This window comes from Polaromonas sp. YR568, assembly GCF_900116715.1.
In the GTDB taxonomy this organism is placed as follows: domain Bacteria; phylum Pseudomonadota; class Gammaproteobacteria; order Burkholderiales; family Burkholderiaceae_C; genus Polaromonas.
Genome location: NZ_FPBM01000001.1, coordinates 125,360 through 141,310 on the forward strand (window position 1 = coordinate 125,360; position 15,951 = coordinate 141,310).

13 protein-coding genes are annotated in these 15,951 nt (G+C 64.0%); 4 read left to right on the forward strand and 9 right to left on the reverse strand.

Annotated elements, in window-relative coordinates; all coding sequences use genetic code 11:
* Positions 1–21: 21 nt before the first annotated feature.
* From soxA to BM408_RS00580, 6 genes are all read right to left on the reverse strand, one after another.
* A complete protein-coding gene (gene soxA / locus BM408_RS00555; protein WP_092125874.1) occupies positions 22–828 on the reverse strand; it encodes a sulfur oxidation c-type cytochrome SoxA in 807 nt (268 codons plus the stop codon).
* Between the two features lie 94 nt (positions 829–922).
* Positions 923–1,234, reverse strand: a complete 312-nt coding sequence (gene soxZ / locus BM408_RS00560) for a thiosulfate oxidation carrier complex protein SoxZ (RefSeq protein ID WP_092125876.1) — start codon at positions 1,232–1,234, stop codon at positions 923–925.
* Positions 1,235–1,283: 49 nt separating this feature from the next.
* Positions 1,284–1,751, reverse strand: a complete 468-nt coding sequence (gene soxY, locus BM408_RS00565) for a thiosulfate oxidation carrier protein SoxY (protein WP_092125878.1) — start codon at positions 1,749–1,751, stop codon at positions 1,284–1,286.
* A 149-nt stretch (positions 1,752–1,900) separates the two neighbouring features.
* On the reverse strand, positions 1,901–3,088 hold the full coding sequence (locus BM408_RS00570) for a c-type cytochrome (RefSeq protein ID WP_092125880.1): 1,188 nt from the start codon (positions 3,086–3,088) through the stop codon (positions 1,901–1,903).
* Positions 3,075–4,427 (reverse strand): sulfite dehydrogenase, encoded by a 1,353-nt coding sequence (soxC, locus tag BM408_RS00575; protein ID WP_092125882.1) that lies wholly within the window; start codon positions 4,425–4,427, stop codon positions 3,075–3,077. The genes BM408_RS00570 and soxC overlap by 14 nt, the downstream gene beginning before the upstream one ends.
* A 27-nt stretch (positions 4,428–4,454) precedes the next feature.
* The gene (locus tag BM408_RS00580) at positions 4,455–4,838 is read right to left on the reverse strand and encodes an ArsR/SmtB family transcription factor (protein WP_092125884.1); all 384 of its coding nucleotides are present in this window, start codon (positions 4,836–4,838) and stop codon (positions 4,455–4,457) included.
* Between the two features lie 256 nt (positions 4,839–5,094).
* Between BM408_RS00580 and BM408_RS00585 the strand changes: the two genes are divergently transcribed.
* The 3 genes from BM408_RS00585 to BM408_RS00595 are packed head-to-tail and all read left to right on the forward strand — an operon-like array spanning position 5,095 to position 9,327.
* Positions 5,095–6,423 carry a surface lipoprotein assembly modifier gene (locus BM408_RS00585; protein ID WP_092125886.1) on the forward strand — a complete coding sequence of 443 codons (1,329 nt, stop codon included), beginning with the start codon at positions 5,095–5,097 and terminating at the stop codon, positions 6,421–6,423.
* A gap of 59 nt (positions 6,424–6,482) precedes the next feature.
* On the forward strand, positions 6,483–7,913 hold the full coding sequence (locus tag BM408_RS00590; RefSeq protein WP_092125888.1) for a FecR family protein: 1,431 nt from the start codon (positions 6,483–6,485) through the stop codon (positions 7,911–7,913).
* 52 nt (positions 7,914–7,965) lie between these two features.
* Entirely contained in the window at positions 7,966–9,327 is a 1,362-nt protein-coding gene (locus tag BM408_RS00595) for a FecR family protein (RefSeq protein WP_092125890.1), read from the forward strand.
* Between the two features lie 10 nt (positions 9,328–9,337).
* On the opposite strand, the gene BM408_RS00600 is transcribed toward BM408_RS00595, so the two are convergent.
* The gene (locus BM408_RS00600) at positions 9,338–10,378 is read right to left on the reverse strand and encodes a glycosyltransferase (protein WP_175541640.1); all 1,041 of its coding nucleotides are present in this window, start codon (positions 10,376–10,378) and stop codon (positions 9,338–9,340) included.
* A gap of 61 nt (positions 10,379–10,439) precedes the next feature.
* Here BM408_RS00600 and BM408_RS00605 point away from each other — a divergent pair, with 61 nt between their 5' ends.
* Entirely contained in the window at positions 10,440–12,614 is a 2,175-nt protein-coding gene (locus BM408_RS00605) for an O-linked N-acetylglucosamine transferase family protein (RefSeq protein WP_175541641.1), read from the forward strand.
* A gap of 70 nt (positions 12,615–12,684) precedes the next feature.
* On the opposite strand, the gene BM408_RS00610 is transcribed toward BM408_RS00605, so the two are convergent.
* Both BM408_RS00610 and BM408_RS00615 read right to left on the reverse strand, forming a co-directional pair.
* Positions 12,685–13,728: an XdhC family protein gene (locus tag BM408_RS00610; protein WP_092125894.1), complete on the reverse strand. Its 1,044-nt coding sequence runs from the start codon at positions 13,726–13,728 to the stop codon at positions 12,685–12,687.
* A 62-nt stretch (positions 13,729–13,790) separates the two neighbouring features.
* On the reverse strand, positions 13,791–15,941 hold the full coding sequence (locus BM408_RS00615; RefSeq protein ID WP_092125896.1) for a xanthine dehydrogenase family protein molybdopterin-binding subunit: 2,151 nt from the start codon (positions 15,939–15,941) through the stop codon (positions 13,791–13,793).
* Between the last annotated feature and the right edge of the window lie 10 nt (positions 15,942–15,951).

Sequence of the window (15,951 nt, forward strand, 5' to 3'; positions counted from 1 at the left end):
CCCGATTCCAGATTTGGCGGATTAACGCTTCAAGGCAGGCGCAATCGAAACGCCGCCCTTGCTGTTGACGCCCATGTACACACCCAGGGCAATGGTCGCGTCGGACGCGTAACCCGGGAAGGGGAAGCGCTGCTGGCGGTAGCAGTCGTTCAGCCGGCGCTGCATGCTCCACAGGTCGCCGCTGGAGACGCGGTAGGCCGGCCAGGAGCCGAAGCCGATGCCGGCGCCGGGCTGTTTGGTGAGGTTGGGCAAATCCTGCAGGCGCACGCGCTTGTTGTCTTCACCGTGGCACGATGCGCAAGAGAAGTCGTAGGGGCCGCCGCGAAGGTAAAACACCTTCTTGCCCACTTCGTACATCAGCTTTTCCTTGTCGTGCGACTGCGGCACGTTAAAAGCCATGTCACGCGATTCACCCGAGATATAGGCCACAAGCGACTCGATGGTCTTCTGCTCGCCCGCACCGAAGCGGGTCTTGGCGATCTCGCCGGCGTTAAAGCCCTGGAGTTGCTCCATGCAGGTCAAAAGGCGCGATTCCAGGTCCTGCACACGCTGCGTGTCGGCAAAAAACCGCGGCAGCTCGACAAAAGCACCTTTGACCACGCCGGGGCCTTTGCCCAGGTCGCATTTTTCAAGCGATGCTTTCTTGGGGCCACGCGCCTCTTTCCAGAGGCCTTCACCTTTGGCTTCGTAAAGCTCGGCCGGGTTGCCGTCGGCCAGCATGGCGCGGTATTCGGCAATGCCTTCGGCCGTGCTTTTTTGTGCCGCAGCGGGCAAAGGCAAGGCAGAGATCGCGGCCAGCGCCGCCAGCCCGAACAGGCTTGATTTCATCGTGGTCTCCTCAAATATCGCTCAGATTTATCGTTATGGGCGGCTTGCGCCGCTGCGGGAACACCCGGGCCAACACCCGGGCTCAAAGCCGGTTTCAGGCAATGACGGCTTCGTCGGTCCGCTTGTCGCCGTGGTTGTCGACCCAGCTGACCGCGATCTTGTCGCCGGCCTTGCCGCCCTTGAAGGCGAACTGCACGAAGGGGTTTTTGGACACGGCCGTGCCCCACTGGGCGCTCATGACGGTTTTGCCGTTCCAGGTGGCCGAGATGTTCTGGATAAACCAGGCCGGCACGGTCTTGCCGGCGGCGTCTTTGCGCTGGCCGCTTTCCATTTCATGGCTCACGAGCACACGCACCGTGGTTTTGTCGCCTTGGGCCTGTGCCCGGATTCGCATCGGTTCTGACATTTTTTTCTCCTGATTTCGGGGGTGGTGATGGTGGTCGGTGCAAAGCGGCTTAGCCGCCGCAGCCTCCGAGCGTGACCTTCACTTCCTTCACGGCGTAGAAATATTTGTCGCCGGCCTTGGCCAGCGCGTAGACATTGGAGGACTGGCCCATCTTGATGTTGGTCGACACGTTGGCGTCGGTGCCGGCAGGAATGTCGAACATGGCGGCCAGTGCGCTGGGGTTCTTCTCAACCACCAGGGCGATTTGCGAGGTGTTGGCGATGTTGCTTTGGGCGCCCACACGCACCACGTTGCCGTTTTCAGCGATTTCGGGCGCCTGCAGCAGCAGATCCTTGCTTTCGACCGGCGCGCTGGTGGCACCCATGGCCTTGGCCGCATCGGCCAGGGATTTGCTGTCAAAAGCGGCTTTGTTCCAGCCGGCTGCGTTTTGCGCATGGGCCGGGCTCAAACCTGCGGTAGCGGCCAGCACCAGCGCCGTGGCGCCAGAGCTGCTTGCCAAAAAATCACGACGTTCCATGATTGAACTCCTTTTTATATAACTTGAATGTCTTAAACACTGAACTCGATTGGACACAAAAACTCGAAAACGCGGGAGGGTATTTCTCCCAAGCATGCCTCAAAAAAACGCTGCCGGCCTTTGCGTGGTTTTTCATGCAGCCTCGCGCCCTACTTCACCGCGCCCTGCAGAAGCCATTGGGAAACCTGGCCGGCTTCCGCTGCGCTCAAAGCCTGCGGCGGCATCGGGATGGCACCCCAGACGCCTTGTCCACCGGACTTGATTTTGCCCGAGAGGTAATTCGCCGCATCGGCGCGATCTTTATATTTGTTGGCTATATCTTTGAAGGACGGCCCCACCAGCTTGTTGTCCATTCCGTGGCAGGCCAGGCAGGCATTTTTTTGCAGCAGCGGCATGACAGACGCGGCGCCTGCGGCTGCCGGTTTTGCCGTGCTGGAGGCCGGTGTCGCCGCCGCCGACGCGGAGGTTGCTATCTTTTCAGGAGCTGCCTGCGCCCTCCCCACCTGGGCTGGAGCGCTATTTGATGGTGAGCCTGCGGCCATGGGCGGCTGCGTGGTGTCAACCCCGCGGCTGGCGCCCACCAGCCTGGACTGCTCGGCCAGGTTGCCGTGCGCATTGCGCGCGTAATCCGGCAAAAAGCTTTTCACGACCACTTCGGTTTTGCAGTTCGCCATGCAGTTCGATCCCTGCACGTCCGGCTTGGCGGCGCCGCCCAGTTCCTTGCCCGGCCACATCGCGTGCGCTGTGGTCATGCCGTTGCGGTTGGGCAGGCGGGCCTGCACCTCGCGGATGTTGGCATCCGACAGCGTGTAGTCGTCAGGCAGCACATTGCCCAGGTTCAGGATGTAGGCCGTCACGGCGTAGACCTCGTCAGCGGTCAGTGTCTTGGGCGCATTCCAGGGCATCGCACGGTTGATGTAGTCCCACAAGGTCGACACCGTGGCGACCTTCATCAGCGTGGTGCGGTTGGGCTGGTTGGCCCCGGGCATCAGGCCGTCGACACGGCCGTTCTTGATATCTTGTGCGGTGATGCCGCCGGCGATCGGGGTGAAGATTTCGGACGACTCGGCAAAGCTGCCGTGGCACGAAGCGCACTGCGCCTCCCACAGCACTTCACCCTGCCGCACCGACCCCTTCCCCTTGGGCAGGCCCTTGAAATCGGGCCGCACGTCGATGTCCCAGGCCTTGATTTCGGCGGGTGTGGCGGTTCTGCCGACGTCTGCCAGCGCGGCTTGCCGTGCGACGGGCTGCGCATGGGCAAGCCCCGCGCCCAGCAGGCAAAGGCCCGCCAGCACGAGCGAAGGCGAAGAAAACCGGTGCAACTCAAACCTGGACATTTTTCACCTCGCCGTTTTCTTCCAGCGACCATGACTGGATGGCGTTGTTGTGATAAATGCTGCGCGAGGCGCGGACCTTGCGCAGTTCGCTGTAAGTCGGCTGGATCTGCCCGGTCTCGTCGACAGCGCGGCTCTGGAAGATCGCCGGTTTGCCGTCCCAAACAAAATCGGCATTAAAACGCGTCAGGCATTTGGCCAGCACCGGCCCTTCAAGCCGCGCCTGCGTCCAGTTTTTACCGCCGTCTGTCGACACATCGACCCGGCGGATCTTGCCGCGCCCGCTCCAGGCCAGGCCGGTGAGGTTGTGAAAACCTTTTTGCAGCAACACCTGACCGCCGCTGGGCGAGGTCACCACGCTTTTGACTTCCTGCACGCTGGTGTACTGGCGGTGCAGGCCGTCCGGCATCAGGTCGACATAGTGGATCGACTCGTCTTTGGTCCCGTAGGGCATGTCGCCCACTTCGATGCGCCGCAGGTACTTGACCCAGCTCACGCCCTGCACGCCGGGCACGACAAGCCGCAAGGGGTAGCCGTTTTCGGGCCGCAGCATTTCGCCGTTCTGCCCGTAAGCCACCAGCACCTCGCCGCTCATCACCAGGCTCATCGGGATGGTGCGGGTCATGCCCGAGCCGTCCGCGCCCTCGGCCAGGATGAATTTGGCGCGCTTGAAGTCCGCGCCGCACAGCTCCAGCAAGGTGCGCAGGGGCACGCCGGTGAATTCGCTGCAGCTGAGCATGCCGTGGGTGTACTGCACTGTCGGCACGGCAGCGTTGCCCCACTCCATGCCGGTGTTGGCGCCGCATTCGATGAAATGCATGCGGCTGACATTGGGCAGGCGCATCAACTCGTCCATGCCGAACACCATGGGCCGCTTGAGCAGGGTCTCGTCGGAGCCATTGAGCATCAGGCGGTGTTTGGAAGGGTCGATGTCCCACCAGCCCTGGTGGTGGCGCTCAAAGTGCAGGCCGCTGGGCGTGATGATGCCGAAGAGGCCTTGCAGCGGGCAAAAGCTCACGCTGGCCTGGCCGATGCGCGTCAGGCCCGGGCTCTCGCGGCGTTGCAGGTTCTTTTCCCACTCGCTGGGCAGGCCGTAGCCGCGGGCCGCGACGGGCTGGCCCAGCCCTTTGCTGTGAGGCGGGAGGTTCAGGATGTTGGCGTCACCCTCAGCCGCAGACGCGGCGCCCTGCGCACTGGCCTGCCCGGCCGCAAGAGCACTCGCGCTCGCCGCAGCGGCGGCAAATGCACCCGCCAGAAAGCCGCGGCGCCCTGCCCGCACTTCGTGGATCTGCTCGCGTGAGAGAAAGTGCTCGGGAGCGCGCTGAATGAATCGGTTCAACATCAAAAAACTTTCGAGTCAGGCTTTGTTTCAGGCGTCGGGCATGCCGGAGCGGGGCGACAGGCTTTCGCCTGGCGGCAGCGCGCCCGGCTCGTCCAGCTCGATCGCGATCTGGGTGCAGACGCTGCGGCACAGCGCCACCGCTTTTTCGCTTTGCACGCGGTAAATCACCTGCGTGCCTTCTTTGCGCTTGGCCAGTACGCCGGTGCGGTACAGCACGGCCAGATGCTGGGACAGGTTGGGCTGCGTGGTGTCGATTTCGGCCAGCAGCTCATTGACGGACTTTTCGCGCTCGCACAGGGCGCTCAGCACCCGCAGGCGCATGGGCGTGGCCAGCACGGCGAACAACTCGGCCGCCAGCTCAAACACCCGGCCTCTTTCGGCCTGCGCACTGGCGTGAATCATCTGGTCCATAGCGATATCTTCTTAATATAAGTAATGACTAATATTGTTCATCCAAACGGAGGGGACAAGCCCCCGTAAATACCCTTGGCCGCAGCCAAACCTGGTGAATATCACCAAGCCGCCCAAAAAGCCGCCAAAAGGTGTTGTGGCAACGCACGTTTCTCCTCTGTGCGATGTGTAAAAAACCCCTGAAAGACCCTCCTACGTGATATAAAACTTTTGTTGCTTACGGGTTGTTACCGAAGATGTTTCAAAAATAATACTTATGCTTTCAAAAAATATTGTTCTCTCGGGTGGGTTTCTCATTGCCGCACTGCTGGCCAACCCCGCTTTCGCGGAAGTTGACGCCCTGGTTTCCAATGCGCGCACCCTGCTCGACCAAAGCCAGGCGCAAAAGGCCTTTGACCTGCTGGAGCCGCAAGAAGCCACTCGCGCCGGTGACCCGGACTTCGACACCGTGCTGGGCATTGCCGCCAACGAAACCGGCCAGTACACCCGGGCGGTCTTTGCCCTGGAGCGTGTTCTGGCCGTGCAGCCCAGCAACTCACGGGCACGCGCCGAACTGGGCCGCGCGCTGTTCTCCGTAGGCGATACCAAGGCTTCCCGGCAGGTGCTGATGGAAACCAAGCAGGACAACATCCCCGCGGAAGCTGCCGCCACCATCGACCAGTTCCTGCAAGCCATAGACCGGACGGAAGAAGCCGCCCGCTCCTCGGTCAAGCCATTCCTCGAAGCCAGCATCGGCTACGACACCAACATCAACAGCGGCCCCGGCAACCCCAATGTGGCCGTGCCGGCCTTTGGCGGCCTGATCTTCACGCTGAACCCCGCCGGGGTTGAAACCAAAGACGCTTTTGTCACCCTGGGCGGCGGCCTGTCGGCCCGTTACGTGGTGGACCCACGCTGGTCGCTGATCGGCAATGTCTACGGCAACGCCCGCGTCAACGCCAAGTACAACGACTTCAACACCGGCCAGGTCGACGTGAACTTCGGCGCCAGCTACCGCTACGAAAAACACGAGTTCTCCGGCGTCGTCCAGGCCGGCACCTATACCGTCGCCGGCTCGCGCGCCCGCGACCAGCAAGGCCTGGTCGGCGAGTGGACCTATCGCCTCGACGGCTTTCGCCAGTGGAGCACCTACATCCAGTGGGGCGACCTGATGTACCCCGGACAGTCGCTGCGCGACTCCACCCGCACGGTCGTCGGCACCTCGTACGCGCATGCCTTCCGCGACAGCAACCTCATTGTGTTCGCCGGCGGTTATGTCGGCACGGAAAAAGAACGCGCGGCAGGCGTGCCGCACCTGGGCCACGACCTGGTCGGCCTTCGCTTCGGTACGCAAAAAACCCTGTCGGATGCGTGGGCCCTGTTTGCCAGCGCGAGCTATGAAGACCGCAAATACGGCGGCGCCGACCCGCTCTTCCTGGTCACCCGCCACGACAAGCAATGGAGCCTGAACCTGGGCGCCAACTGGGTGCCGGCCAAGCTGTGGCGCGTCACGCCCCAGCTGACGCTGACCTCCGTGAAATCAAACGTCGCCATTTCCGACTACAACCGCAGCCTGTTCTCGCTCACGGTGCGCCGCGACTTCTAAGGCCGGTTTCCAGCTCTTGATTGCAAGCACCACAACAGCAACAACACAAAGCTGCCGCCATGAAAACAAAACGGAACTTCCCGCTCAAGCGCGCCGCCATTTCGGCCGTGGTGGCGGCGGCTTTCCCCATGCTTCCCGCAACCACGATGGCCGCCGGTTCGGCGGGCGTGGCCCAGTTCATTGCCGGTGATGTCAATGTGCTGCGCCCTGACGGCAAGACCGAGGCGCTCTCCAAAGGCAAGGCGCTGCAAAGCGGCGAATCCATCCTGACGGGCAATGGCGGCCGCGCCCAGGTCCGGTTTTCCGACGGCGGCCTGATTTCACTGCAGCCGAACACCGAATTCAAGATCGCCAACTACGTTGATGAAGCCGATCCCAAACAGGACCGCTTCCTCGTCGACCTGCTGCGCGGCAGCATGCGCGCCATCACAGGCCTGATCGGCAAACGCAACCGCGAAAACTACAAGGTCACCACCACCACGGCCACCATCGGCATACGCGGCTCCGGTTTCAGCGTGGGCTACAACCCCGACGGCTCGCTGGGCATCACGACCGAGCTCGACGGCATCGAAGTCTGCAATTCCGGCGGCTGCGTGGGCCTCACGGCCGGCGAATCGGTGCGCGTGATCAGCCCCACCGAGGCGCCTGTGCGCACCAATGTGCGGGCCACCGTGCCGACACCTGCCCCTGTGCAGGAGGTTGTCACGGTGGGCAACCAGACCACGTCTGACGGCAAGGCCAGCATCGTTCCGCCGCCGCCCGTCACTGCACCGGTCAAACAGGTTTTCACCGACCTGGCCGCCGCCGTGGTGTTCACTGACCCGGCGACGTCCAATCCGGCAACCGAAAGCTACCACCCCGAGGCCGGCGTCGCCGTGCTGACCAGCTTCCTCAGCGGGCAGCCGATCGACTTCGACAGTGTCGACGGCAACAACATCCGCACCCAGTTCCGCAGCACACCCGGCCTCACCAACATGGAAAAGGGCACGCTGGGCGTACCGACCGACCCCGACTTCGTCGGCTGGGGCAGCTGGGTGACGGGGCAAAAAATCGTGGCGGGTGCGGCCACCGAGATTGCGTCCGTTCACTTTGTGATGGGCCGGCCGACGCCGCTAGCCCAGATGCCGGCCGACAACATGCAGGGCACTTACCAGCTGGCCGGCGGCACGGCGTTTTCCAGCCTGCACGGCGCGGGGCAGCTCGTTGGCGGCTCCATGACGGCCAATTTCGGTGCCTACAGCCCGGGCCAGGGTTACGGTTATGTCGACCTCACCACGCGCTTTGGCGGCACCGACTATTCCGCAATGCTCAACATTGACATCAACAATTCGAAGATCACCGGCACCTCCGGCACAAACGTCACCGGCTTCTTCACCGGGAACAACGCCAGCCGCGCAGCCATGGTCTACAGCACGCCTGTCGAAAACGCGGGCCAGGTTTCCGGCGCAGCGATCTTTCGGCAAACCAACCTGAGCTCCCCGCCGCAATAAGCCGGCCACCCCGCAACACATTGCATTCGACAAAGTATCCGGAGAAATCACCATGCCCTCGCATTTCAAGCTTCAGCATTCCGTCCTGGCCATGGCGCTGGCAGCCATTTACCCGCTGCAGGCATCGGCGGCGCCCTCTGCCGGTGTGGCCCAGTTCATCGCCGGTGATGTGAACGTCCGCCGCGCCGACGGCGGCACCGCGCCACTGGTCAAGGGTAAAGACATCGAAAGCGGCCAGGCCATCCTGACCGGCGCCAGCGGGCGCGCACAAGTCCGCTTCACAGACGGCGGCCTGGTGTCCCTGCAGCCCAACACCGAATTCAAGGTCGCCAACTATGTGGACAAGGCCGATCCCAAGGAAGACCGCTTCCTGGTTGACCTGCTGCGCGGCAGCATGCGGGCCATCACCGGCCTGATCGGCAAACGCAACCGTGAAAACTACAAGGTCACCACCACCACCGCCACCATCGGCATCCGGGGTTCCGGCTTCAACGTCGGCTACAACCCCGACGGCTCCCTGGGTGTGACCACAGAGCTCGACGGCATCGAAGTCTGCAATGCAGGCGGCTGCGTGGGCCTGACGGCCGGTGAGTCGGTCAGGGTCGTCAACAACACCGATGCGCCTGTGCGCACCAATGTGCGGGCCAACGTGCCAACACCGCCCGCTCAAACAGATCGTGTGGAAATCGAGAAGGTCGACGACAAAGGCAAACCCGTCGTCGTTGAGACAAAGACCGAGACCACCCCGCCCCACCCCACTCCGACCGGCGAGAACGGCACCTTCACCAACCTGACGGCCGTTGCGCATTACCACCTGCCACCGGTCACCTCCGACCCCAACGGCAACTTCGCCGGCCCGGCGCCTTCGGCGTCCGTCGTGCTGAGCGGCAGCAAGGCCACCGAATTCGAGGCAGGCGGGTATACCTTCAAGCCCACCGTGAACACGGCCGCCGGCTCTTTCGGCTCCATGGCCACCAACGACTTCATCGGTTGGGGCAACTGGGCCAGCGCCACCAAGAATGGCGTCACCAATGTCGCCGAACTGCACTACCTGATCGGCCAGGCCACGCCGGTGCTGCCCACCACCGTCGGCGTCGCCAGCTACAGCCTGGTCGGCGGATCGAACCCCACCTCCTACACCGGCGCCAGCGGAACGCTGCTCGGCACGTCCAGCCTCTCCGTCAACTTCGACACGAGCGGCGCCGGCCCGATGATGAGCGTGAACATCAACACCTCGTTCGGCAACGTGGTGGACAACTTCCTGTATTTCTCCAGCTCCACCTTCAGCAGCGCCAGCGGCAACATCAAGGGCATGTTCACGGGCACCAATGCCACTTACGCCGGCCTGATTTACAACGGTGGCCTGTCGCCCGCCGGCTCGTTCACCGGCACCGCCGTCTTCAAGGCGCCTTAAGCCTCCTGCCCTAAGCGGCTGCCGCAGGCCCGAGGTAAAACGCCATCTCCCGCTGCGTGGCCTCGGGGCCATGCACGGCCAGCGCTTGCTGCCTGCCTGCTTCACCCATGCTGCGGCACAGCCCAGGGTCGGCAGCCAGCCGCATCACCGCGTCGTAAGCCTCTTCCTGTGACTGGATGAGCAGGCCCGTCACACCACTCTCCATCACTTCGGCATAACCGCCACGGACGTGCGCCACCACGGGCAGGCCCGCGGCCATGGCTTCCACCACCACGCGGCCATACGCCTCCGTGGAGGCGCCGGTGCGATAGAAAAACGCGTCGAGCGAGCGGTAAAAATCCGGCGTGCTTTCAGCGCCTGCGGGCAACAGCTCGACGCCATCAACGCCCTGCAACGCCGCCGCCAGGCAGGTTCCGCCCATGATGCGCACCCGCAGACCCCGGCTGGCCAGCATGCGGTACAGCGCCGGGTCTTCAGGATGGTGCTTGTCCGGCGCATCACGGCTGACGCGGCCCACGGTAAAGGGTCGGCCCGCATCGCCAACCTGCGCAAACCGGCTGTCCGCCACCTCCAAAAAAGGCTGCACATCCATCAGGCTGCGCGAAATGCGGCCCGGCAGGCCAACGCTGAGCTGCAATAGCTTCGAAACAAACACCAGCTCCGGATCCACACCGGTGCTGTCACGCAGGCTTTCAATCGCCGCAAACAGCTGCGCATGGTTGGCCAGGTTGTAAAAGAGGATGATCTGCCCGAACTTCGCGTACTTCAGCCAGATGCCCGGGCGCATGTGCACACCGGCAATCAGCAGTGCGCCGTCCCGGGGAAACTGCTGCGCGAAGGGCTGGATGGCGGTAATGCCCTGCCCCGCATAGCTGGGGTGCACCGGCACATCCGACCAGAGCTTCACCGGCCGCCGCCCTTGCAGCAGGCGCCGGATGTCCAGCAACTCACGCTCGGCGCCGGTAAAGGCCTCGCTGAAACGCCCAAGCAGGTGCAGCGTCGGAGGCTGTGCGGCGGGAGGCAAAGGAGAAGCAGTGGCGGGGGTGTTCATTCTTGCGCGATTATCCCTGCGATGCCCCCTTGGAAGCAGCCGCTGCCACATAATCCGGAAGATGCAAAACACGCTCCCGAGCGCACCCGATGCAGCCGGCCTGGAGGCCCCCGAAGACGGCCGCGGCTGGATGCTGCGCGGCGCCCAGCTGCACGCAGCCGGCCAGCTTGAACAAGCCTTGATCGCCTTTGAAAAAGCCCTGGCCCTGCAACCCGATGATGTCAACGCCGCCTCGGCCTGCGCCACGCTGCTCTCCGCGCTCTCCAGGCCCGTGGCCTCTTACAAGGCACTGCTCTCGGTAGAGGCCCTGCTGCTGGAAACCGCCGACGGCGCCGCCAACCTGGCCATCGCCGCCGAAAGCTGCGGCGACCTGGCCCGCGCCCGCGTGGCCTATCAGCGCGCATTGGCGCTGGACCCCAACCACGCACGCTCCCTCAACAACGTCGGGCTGATGGCCGCCGCACAGGCGCAGTGGGAGGCCGCCCTCGAATGCGCCCACAAATGCCTGGCGCAAGACCCGGCCCATGCGCCCTACCACGTCAACCTCAGCGACTACCTCTGCGGCGCCAGGCGCTACGCCGACGCACTGGCCGTGCTTGAAACGGCAGCGGCCCGCTTCCCGGACAACCTGGACATCCGCATACGCAGCGCCGCCGTATTGGCCTTCAACGGCGACTTTGAAAAATCGCTTGAAGCCAGCCGGCGCTTTGACGCTGCCACGCTGGCCTACTTCCAGGAATTCCTCGGCCGCGCCATTGCACCCGCCTACCTGGACCACAAACTGCGCCTGCTCCAGGGCGAGCTCCCCGACGCCCGGCAGCTCTACACCGGCCAGGCCTTCGAGGCCATGACCGTCTGCGACTGGCGCGACAACGATCAGGTCACGGCCACGCTGCGGCAAATGCTGGACGAATGCCTGCGCACCGGCCAGCGCCGCGACTGGCGCGATGCGCAGTTTTACGGCCTCATGCTGGGCATGGACGAAAACGAGCTGGCGCAAGTGCGCAAGATATCGATCGCCAAAATCGGCGAAGGCCTCAAAGCGTCCCTGCCCCCGTTTGTGCAACGCCCGAAAACCGCAGTGCGGCGCGACGACCGCATCCATATCGGCATCACCGTGCAGAGTCTGCGAGACGAACGCCACGCACACGCGCTCAAACGCCAGCTCGCGCTGCACGACAGCAGCCGCTTCGCCATCCACATCTATTCACCCACGCGGCACCCGGAGCTCGAGCACAGCGAGATGCTGAAACCCCATGCCGCCAGCGTGACTGAAATCGCCCACATGTCCGACATCGAAGCGGCCGGCCGCATGCGGCTGGACCCGCTCGACGTCTTTGTCGACATGACCTTTGACACCGCCTGGTGCCGCCCCGAAATACCCGAGCTGCGCGTGGCGCCTGTGCAGGTGCGCCAGCTCACCTGGCACCGCCACAACCCGCCGCGGCCCTGCGACTACAACATGTCCGACACCTTTGTGCATCCGGACGGGCTGGACCTTGCGCCCTACGGTGCCATCGTCCGCCTGCCGCACACCTGCTGGCTGGCCACGCACGACGAAGAGCCGGAGAGCGGCTGGGACAGCCGTGAGCAAGCCGGCCTCCCGACCGACGCACTGGTGCTGAGCGCTGTGGTCCCCTCGGTCATGCTGGACCCGCAAAGCTTCGGCGCCTGGATGAAGATACTGCGTTCGCTGCCCGACGCCGTACTCTGGCTGCCCGCCTACAGCCTGCCCATTGCCGCCAACCTGGTGCGCGAGGCCAATGCCGCCGGCGTGAATGAAAACCGCCTGCTGTTTGCCGCCCGCCTGCCGCGCGCACAGTCGCTGGCCTGCCTCAAGCACGCCGATTTATTCCTGGACACCCTGCGCTTTAACGCCAACCAAGGCCTGGAAGACGCCCTGCGCGTGGGCGTGCCGGCTCTCAGTTGCGCGGGCGACAGCATGGCTTCGCGCCTGGGCGGCAGCATCATCCGTGCGGCAGGCCTGCCGCAATGTGTGATGCAGAGCGAAGCTGCCTATGTGGTCGAAGCCGTGCGCCTGGGCCGCAACCCGCAGGCGCTACAGCAGCTCAGGCAACAGCTGCTGGCCGAAAAAGCCAAAGCGCCGCTGCTTGACCTGGCGGCCCGCGTACGCGAGTGGGAAGCTGCGTGGGCAACCATGGCCGAGCGCACGCGTGCAGGGCTGGCGCCAGCGGCCTTTGATGTGCCATCCTCGGGCAAACAGCCTGCCGGCTGACGCTATCCATTCAGGAGCAGCTTACGCTCATCCCTATTGGCTTGAAGGCACATTTCGTGCCTAAACAGGCTTAAGCCGCGCCAGGCGATGCCGGCAGCGCGCACACCTCACCCGTCGGCAGCAAGCCGGCCTGCGCCTTGGCTTCGGCAATGCCCACGGCGCGCGGCAAGGCCACGCTATTTTTCACCGCCGTGAGCTCGGCCAGGATGGAGATTGCGATCTCGGGCGGCGTCTTGCTGCCGATATAGAGGCCAATCGGCCCATGCAGCTTGGCCAGTTCCTCGGCCGTCATATCGAAATGCTCAGCCAGCCGTTCACGGCGGCGCTGATTGTTCAGCCGCGAGCCGATGGCGCCCACGTAGAAAGCTTCGGAGCGCAAAGCCTCCATCAGCGCCAGGTCGTCCAGCTTGGGATCGTGCGTCAGTGCAATCACCGCGCAGCGGGCGTCCAGCTTCATGGCCTGCACCACGTCGTCCGGCATGCCGGTAGCCAGTTCCACACCTTCCACCTGCCAACTGTCACGGTATTCCTCGCGCGGGTCACACACCGTCACCGCGTAGTCCATGCCCTGCGCAATCTGCGCCACAAAGCGCGACAGCTGCCCCGCGCCAATGATCAGCAAACGCCAGCGCGGGCCGTGCATGGTGACCAGCGCGGCTTCAGACACCTGCATGCCCTGGCTGGGCTGGGCCGTGCTCAGCGTGACGGCGCCCGTGTGCAAATCCAAGCGGCGCGCCACCAGCTCACGGGCTTGCAGGCGCTGCAGCAGCTCATCGATGCGGCTGTTTGCCGTCAGCGGCTCAATGGCCAGCTCAATGGTGCCGCCACAAGGCAGGCCGAAGCGGCGCGCCTCATCGGCCGAGACGCCATACGTGACGATGGCCGGCTGCGCGCGCCCCAGGCCCTCACGGCGGGCGCGGTCAATCATGTCGTCTTCAATGCAGCCACCGGATACCGAGCCCACCACCCGGCCGTCTTCACAGATGGCCAGCATGGAGCCCTCGGGCCGCGGGCTGGAGCCCCAGGTCTTGAGCACCGTCACCAGCTCACAACGCAGCCCCGCCGCCAGCCACTGCGACGAGGTTTTCAGAACTTCCAGGTCAATGTTGTCCATGCGTCAAATGCTAGCAGTCTGTACCCATTTCTGTCTTGGCGTCGCCTCAATCCCTTTCGGCATCAGGCCTTGGCCAGGTTGTCATTGAGCGGCAAGGTGCGCACCCGCTTGCCGGTGGCGGCAAACACCGCATTGGCCACCGCCGGCGCCACCAGCGCCGTGGCCGGCTCGCCAATGCCGCCGGGCTTCTCGGTGCTAGGCACCAGCGTGATGTCCATCACCGGCGACTCATGCATGCGCAGCACCGGGTAGTCGCCAAAGTTGGTCTGCTGCACCCGGCCCTTTTCCAGCGTGATCTGGTTGTTCAGCGCGGCCGAGAGGCCAAACACAATGCTCGACTGGATTTGCGCCTGCACCGTGTCGGGGTTGACCATGCGGCCCAGGTCGGCCACCACCGTCACCTTGTGCACGGTGATCTGGTTGTCTTTCACCGACACCTCCGCCACCTGCGCCATATAGGTGTCGTAGCCCTCCATCAGCGCGATACCACGGCTGCGGCCTGCCGGCGGCGGCGTGCCCCAGCCGGCCTTATCGGCCGCCATCTTCAGCACATTGGCAAAACGCGGCTGCTTCTCCAGCAGCGACATGCGATAGGCGTACGGGTCTTTGCCCGCCGCCTGCGCCATTTCATCCACAAAACTCTCGTTGGCAAAGGCGTTGAGCGCATGGCTCACCGAGCGCCAGTAGCCCACACGCAGCCCGCTGTCGTGAATCACCAGGTCGTACTGCGTGTTCGGTATGTCGTAAGGCATCACGCCCGCCTCAGCCATAAAGGGGTCCAGCGTGTCCTTGGGCAGGCCGAAGGCGCGCTGCGTGATGGACTGCGAAGTCACCTTGAAGTTCAGCGCCACCGGTTTGCCGTCAGCCCCCAGCCCGGCAGAGAGCTGGTTCACCGCCATGGGCCTGTAGAAGTCGTGCGTCGTGTCGTCCTCGCGGCTCCACAGCAGCTTGACGGGCTTACCCACGGCCTTGGAGATTTGCGCCGCCTGCACGATGAAGTCCAGCTCCAGCCGCCGGCCGAAGCCCCCGCCCAGAAAGGTGGTCTTCAGCGTGATGTCTTCAGGCTTGAGGCCCAGCGCCGCCGCCACACTGCCCTCAGCGCCCTGCTGGAACTGCGTGGGGCCTATCAGCAGGATCTTGCCGTTCTTGTAGTCGGCCGTGAAGTTCATCGGCTCCAGCGTGGCGTGCGCCAGCAGCGGCGATACGTACTCGGCCTTCAACGTCTTGGCCGCGCCCTTCATTGCGCCGGCGGTGTCACCCTTGGCCGGCACGATGGGAATCACCTTGCCGCTGTCGGCCGCCTTGCGTATGCCCTCCAGCATGCTGGCGTTGTCTATGGCCGCAACCGGGCCTTCATCCCACTGCACCGTCAGCACCTGGCGCGCCTTGAAGGCATGCCAGTAGCTGTCGGCCACCACCGCCACGCCGTCAGGGATCTGCACCACGTCGATCACGCCCGGCATGGCCTTGGCTTTGGACGCATCAAAACTGGTGACCTTACCGCCAATCACCGGGCATTGCTGCAGGCTGGCGTAGACCATACCGGGCAGCTTCACGTCAATGCCAAATTCGGCGGTGCCGTTGACCTTCATCGGCGTGTCAAGCCGCTTGGTGGGCTTGCCGACCACGGTGAAGTCTTTCGGGTCCTTCAGCGCCACCTTTTCCGGCACCGGCAGTTTGGAGGCCGCCTCGGCCAGCGAGCCGTAGGTGGCCTTCTTGCCGTTCGGCCCGATCACCATGCCGTTCTCTGCCTTCAGCGTGGAGGCATCGACATTCCATTTCGCAGCCGCCGCCGACACCAGCATGGTGCGCACCTGCGCGCCGGCAATGCGCAGCTTTTCCCAGCCGTCACGCACCGAGGTCGAGCCGCCCGTGATCTGCGCGCCCAGCAAGGCATTGGTGTAGACCTTGCCCGGAGGCGCAATCGCCACCTTGATTTTGCGAATATCCACATTCAGCTCTTCGGCGATCAACATGGGCATCGAGGTATACACGCCCTGCCCCATCTCGGAACGCGCCGACAGCAACGTGATGGTGTTGTCGTCCGCAATGTGCACCCAGGCATTGGGCGTATACAGCGTGCCGGCCGCCTGCGCGGCCAAAGGCACACCCAGCGTGACGCCCAGCATCAGCCCGCCGCCCGCAACGCTCAGCGCTGATGTGGTCTTGAGGAAGGTACGGCGGTTTGGAGAAATCAGTGAAGTGGTGTTCATGATGGTTCTC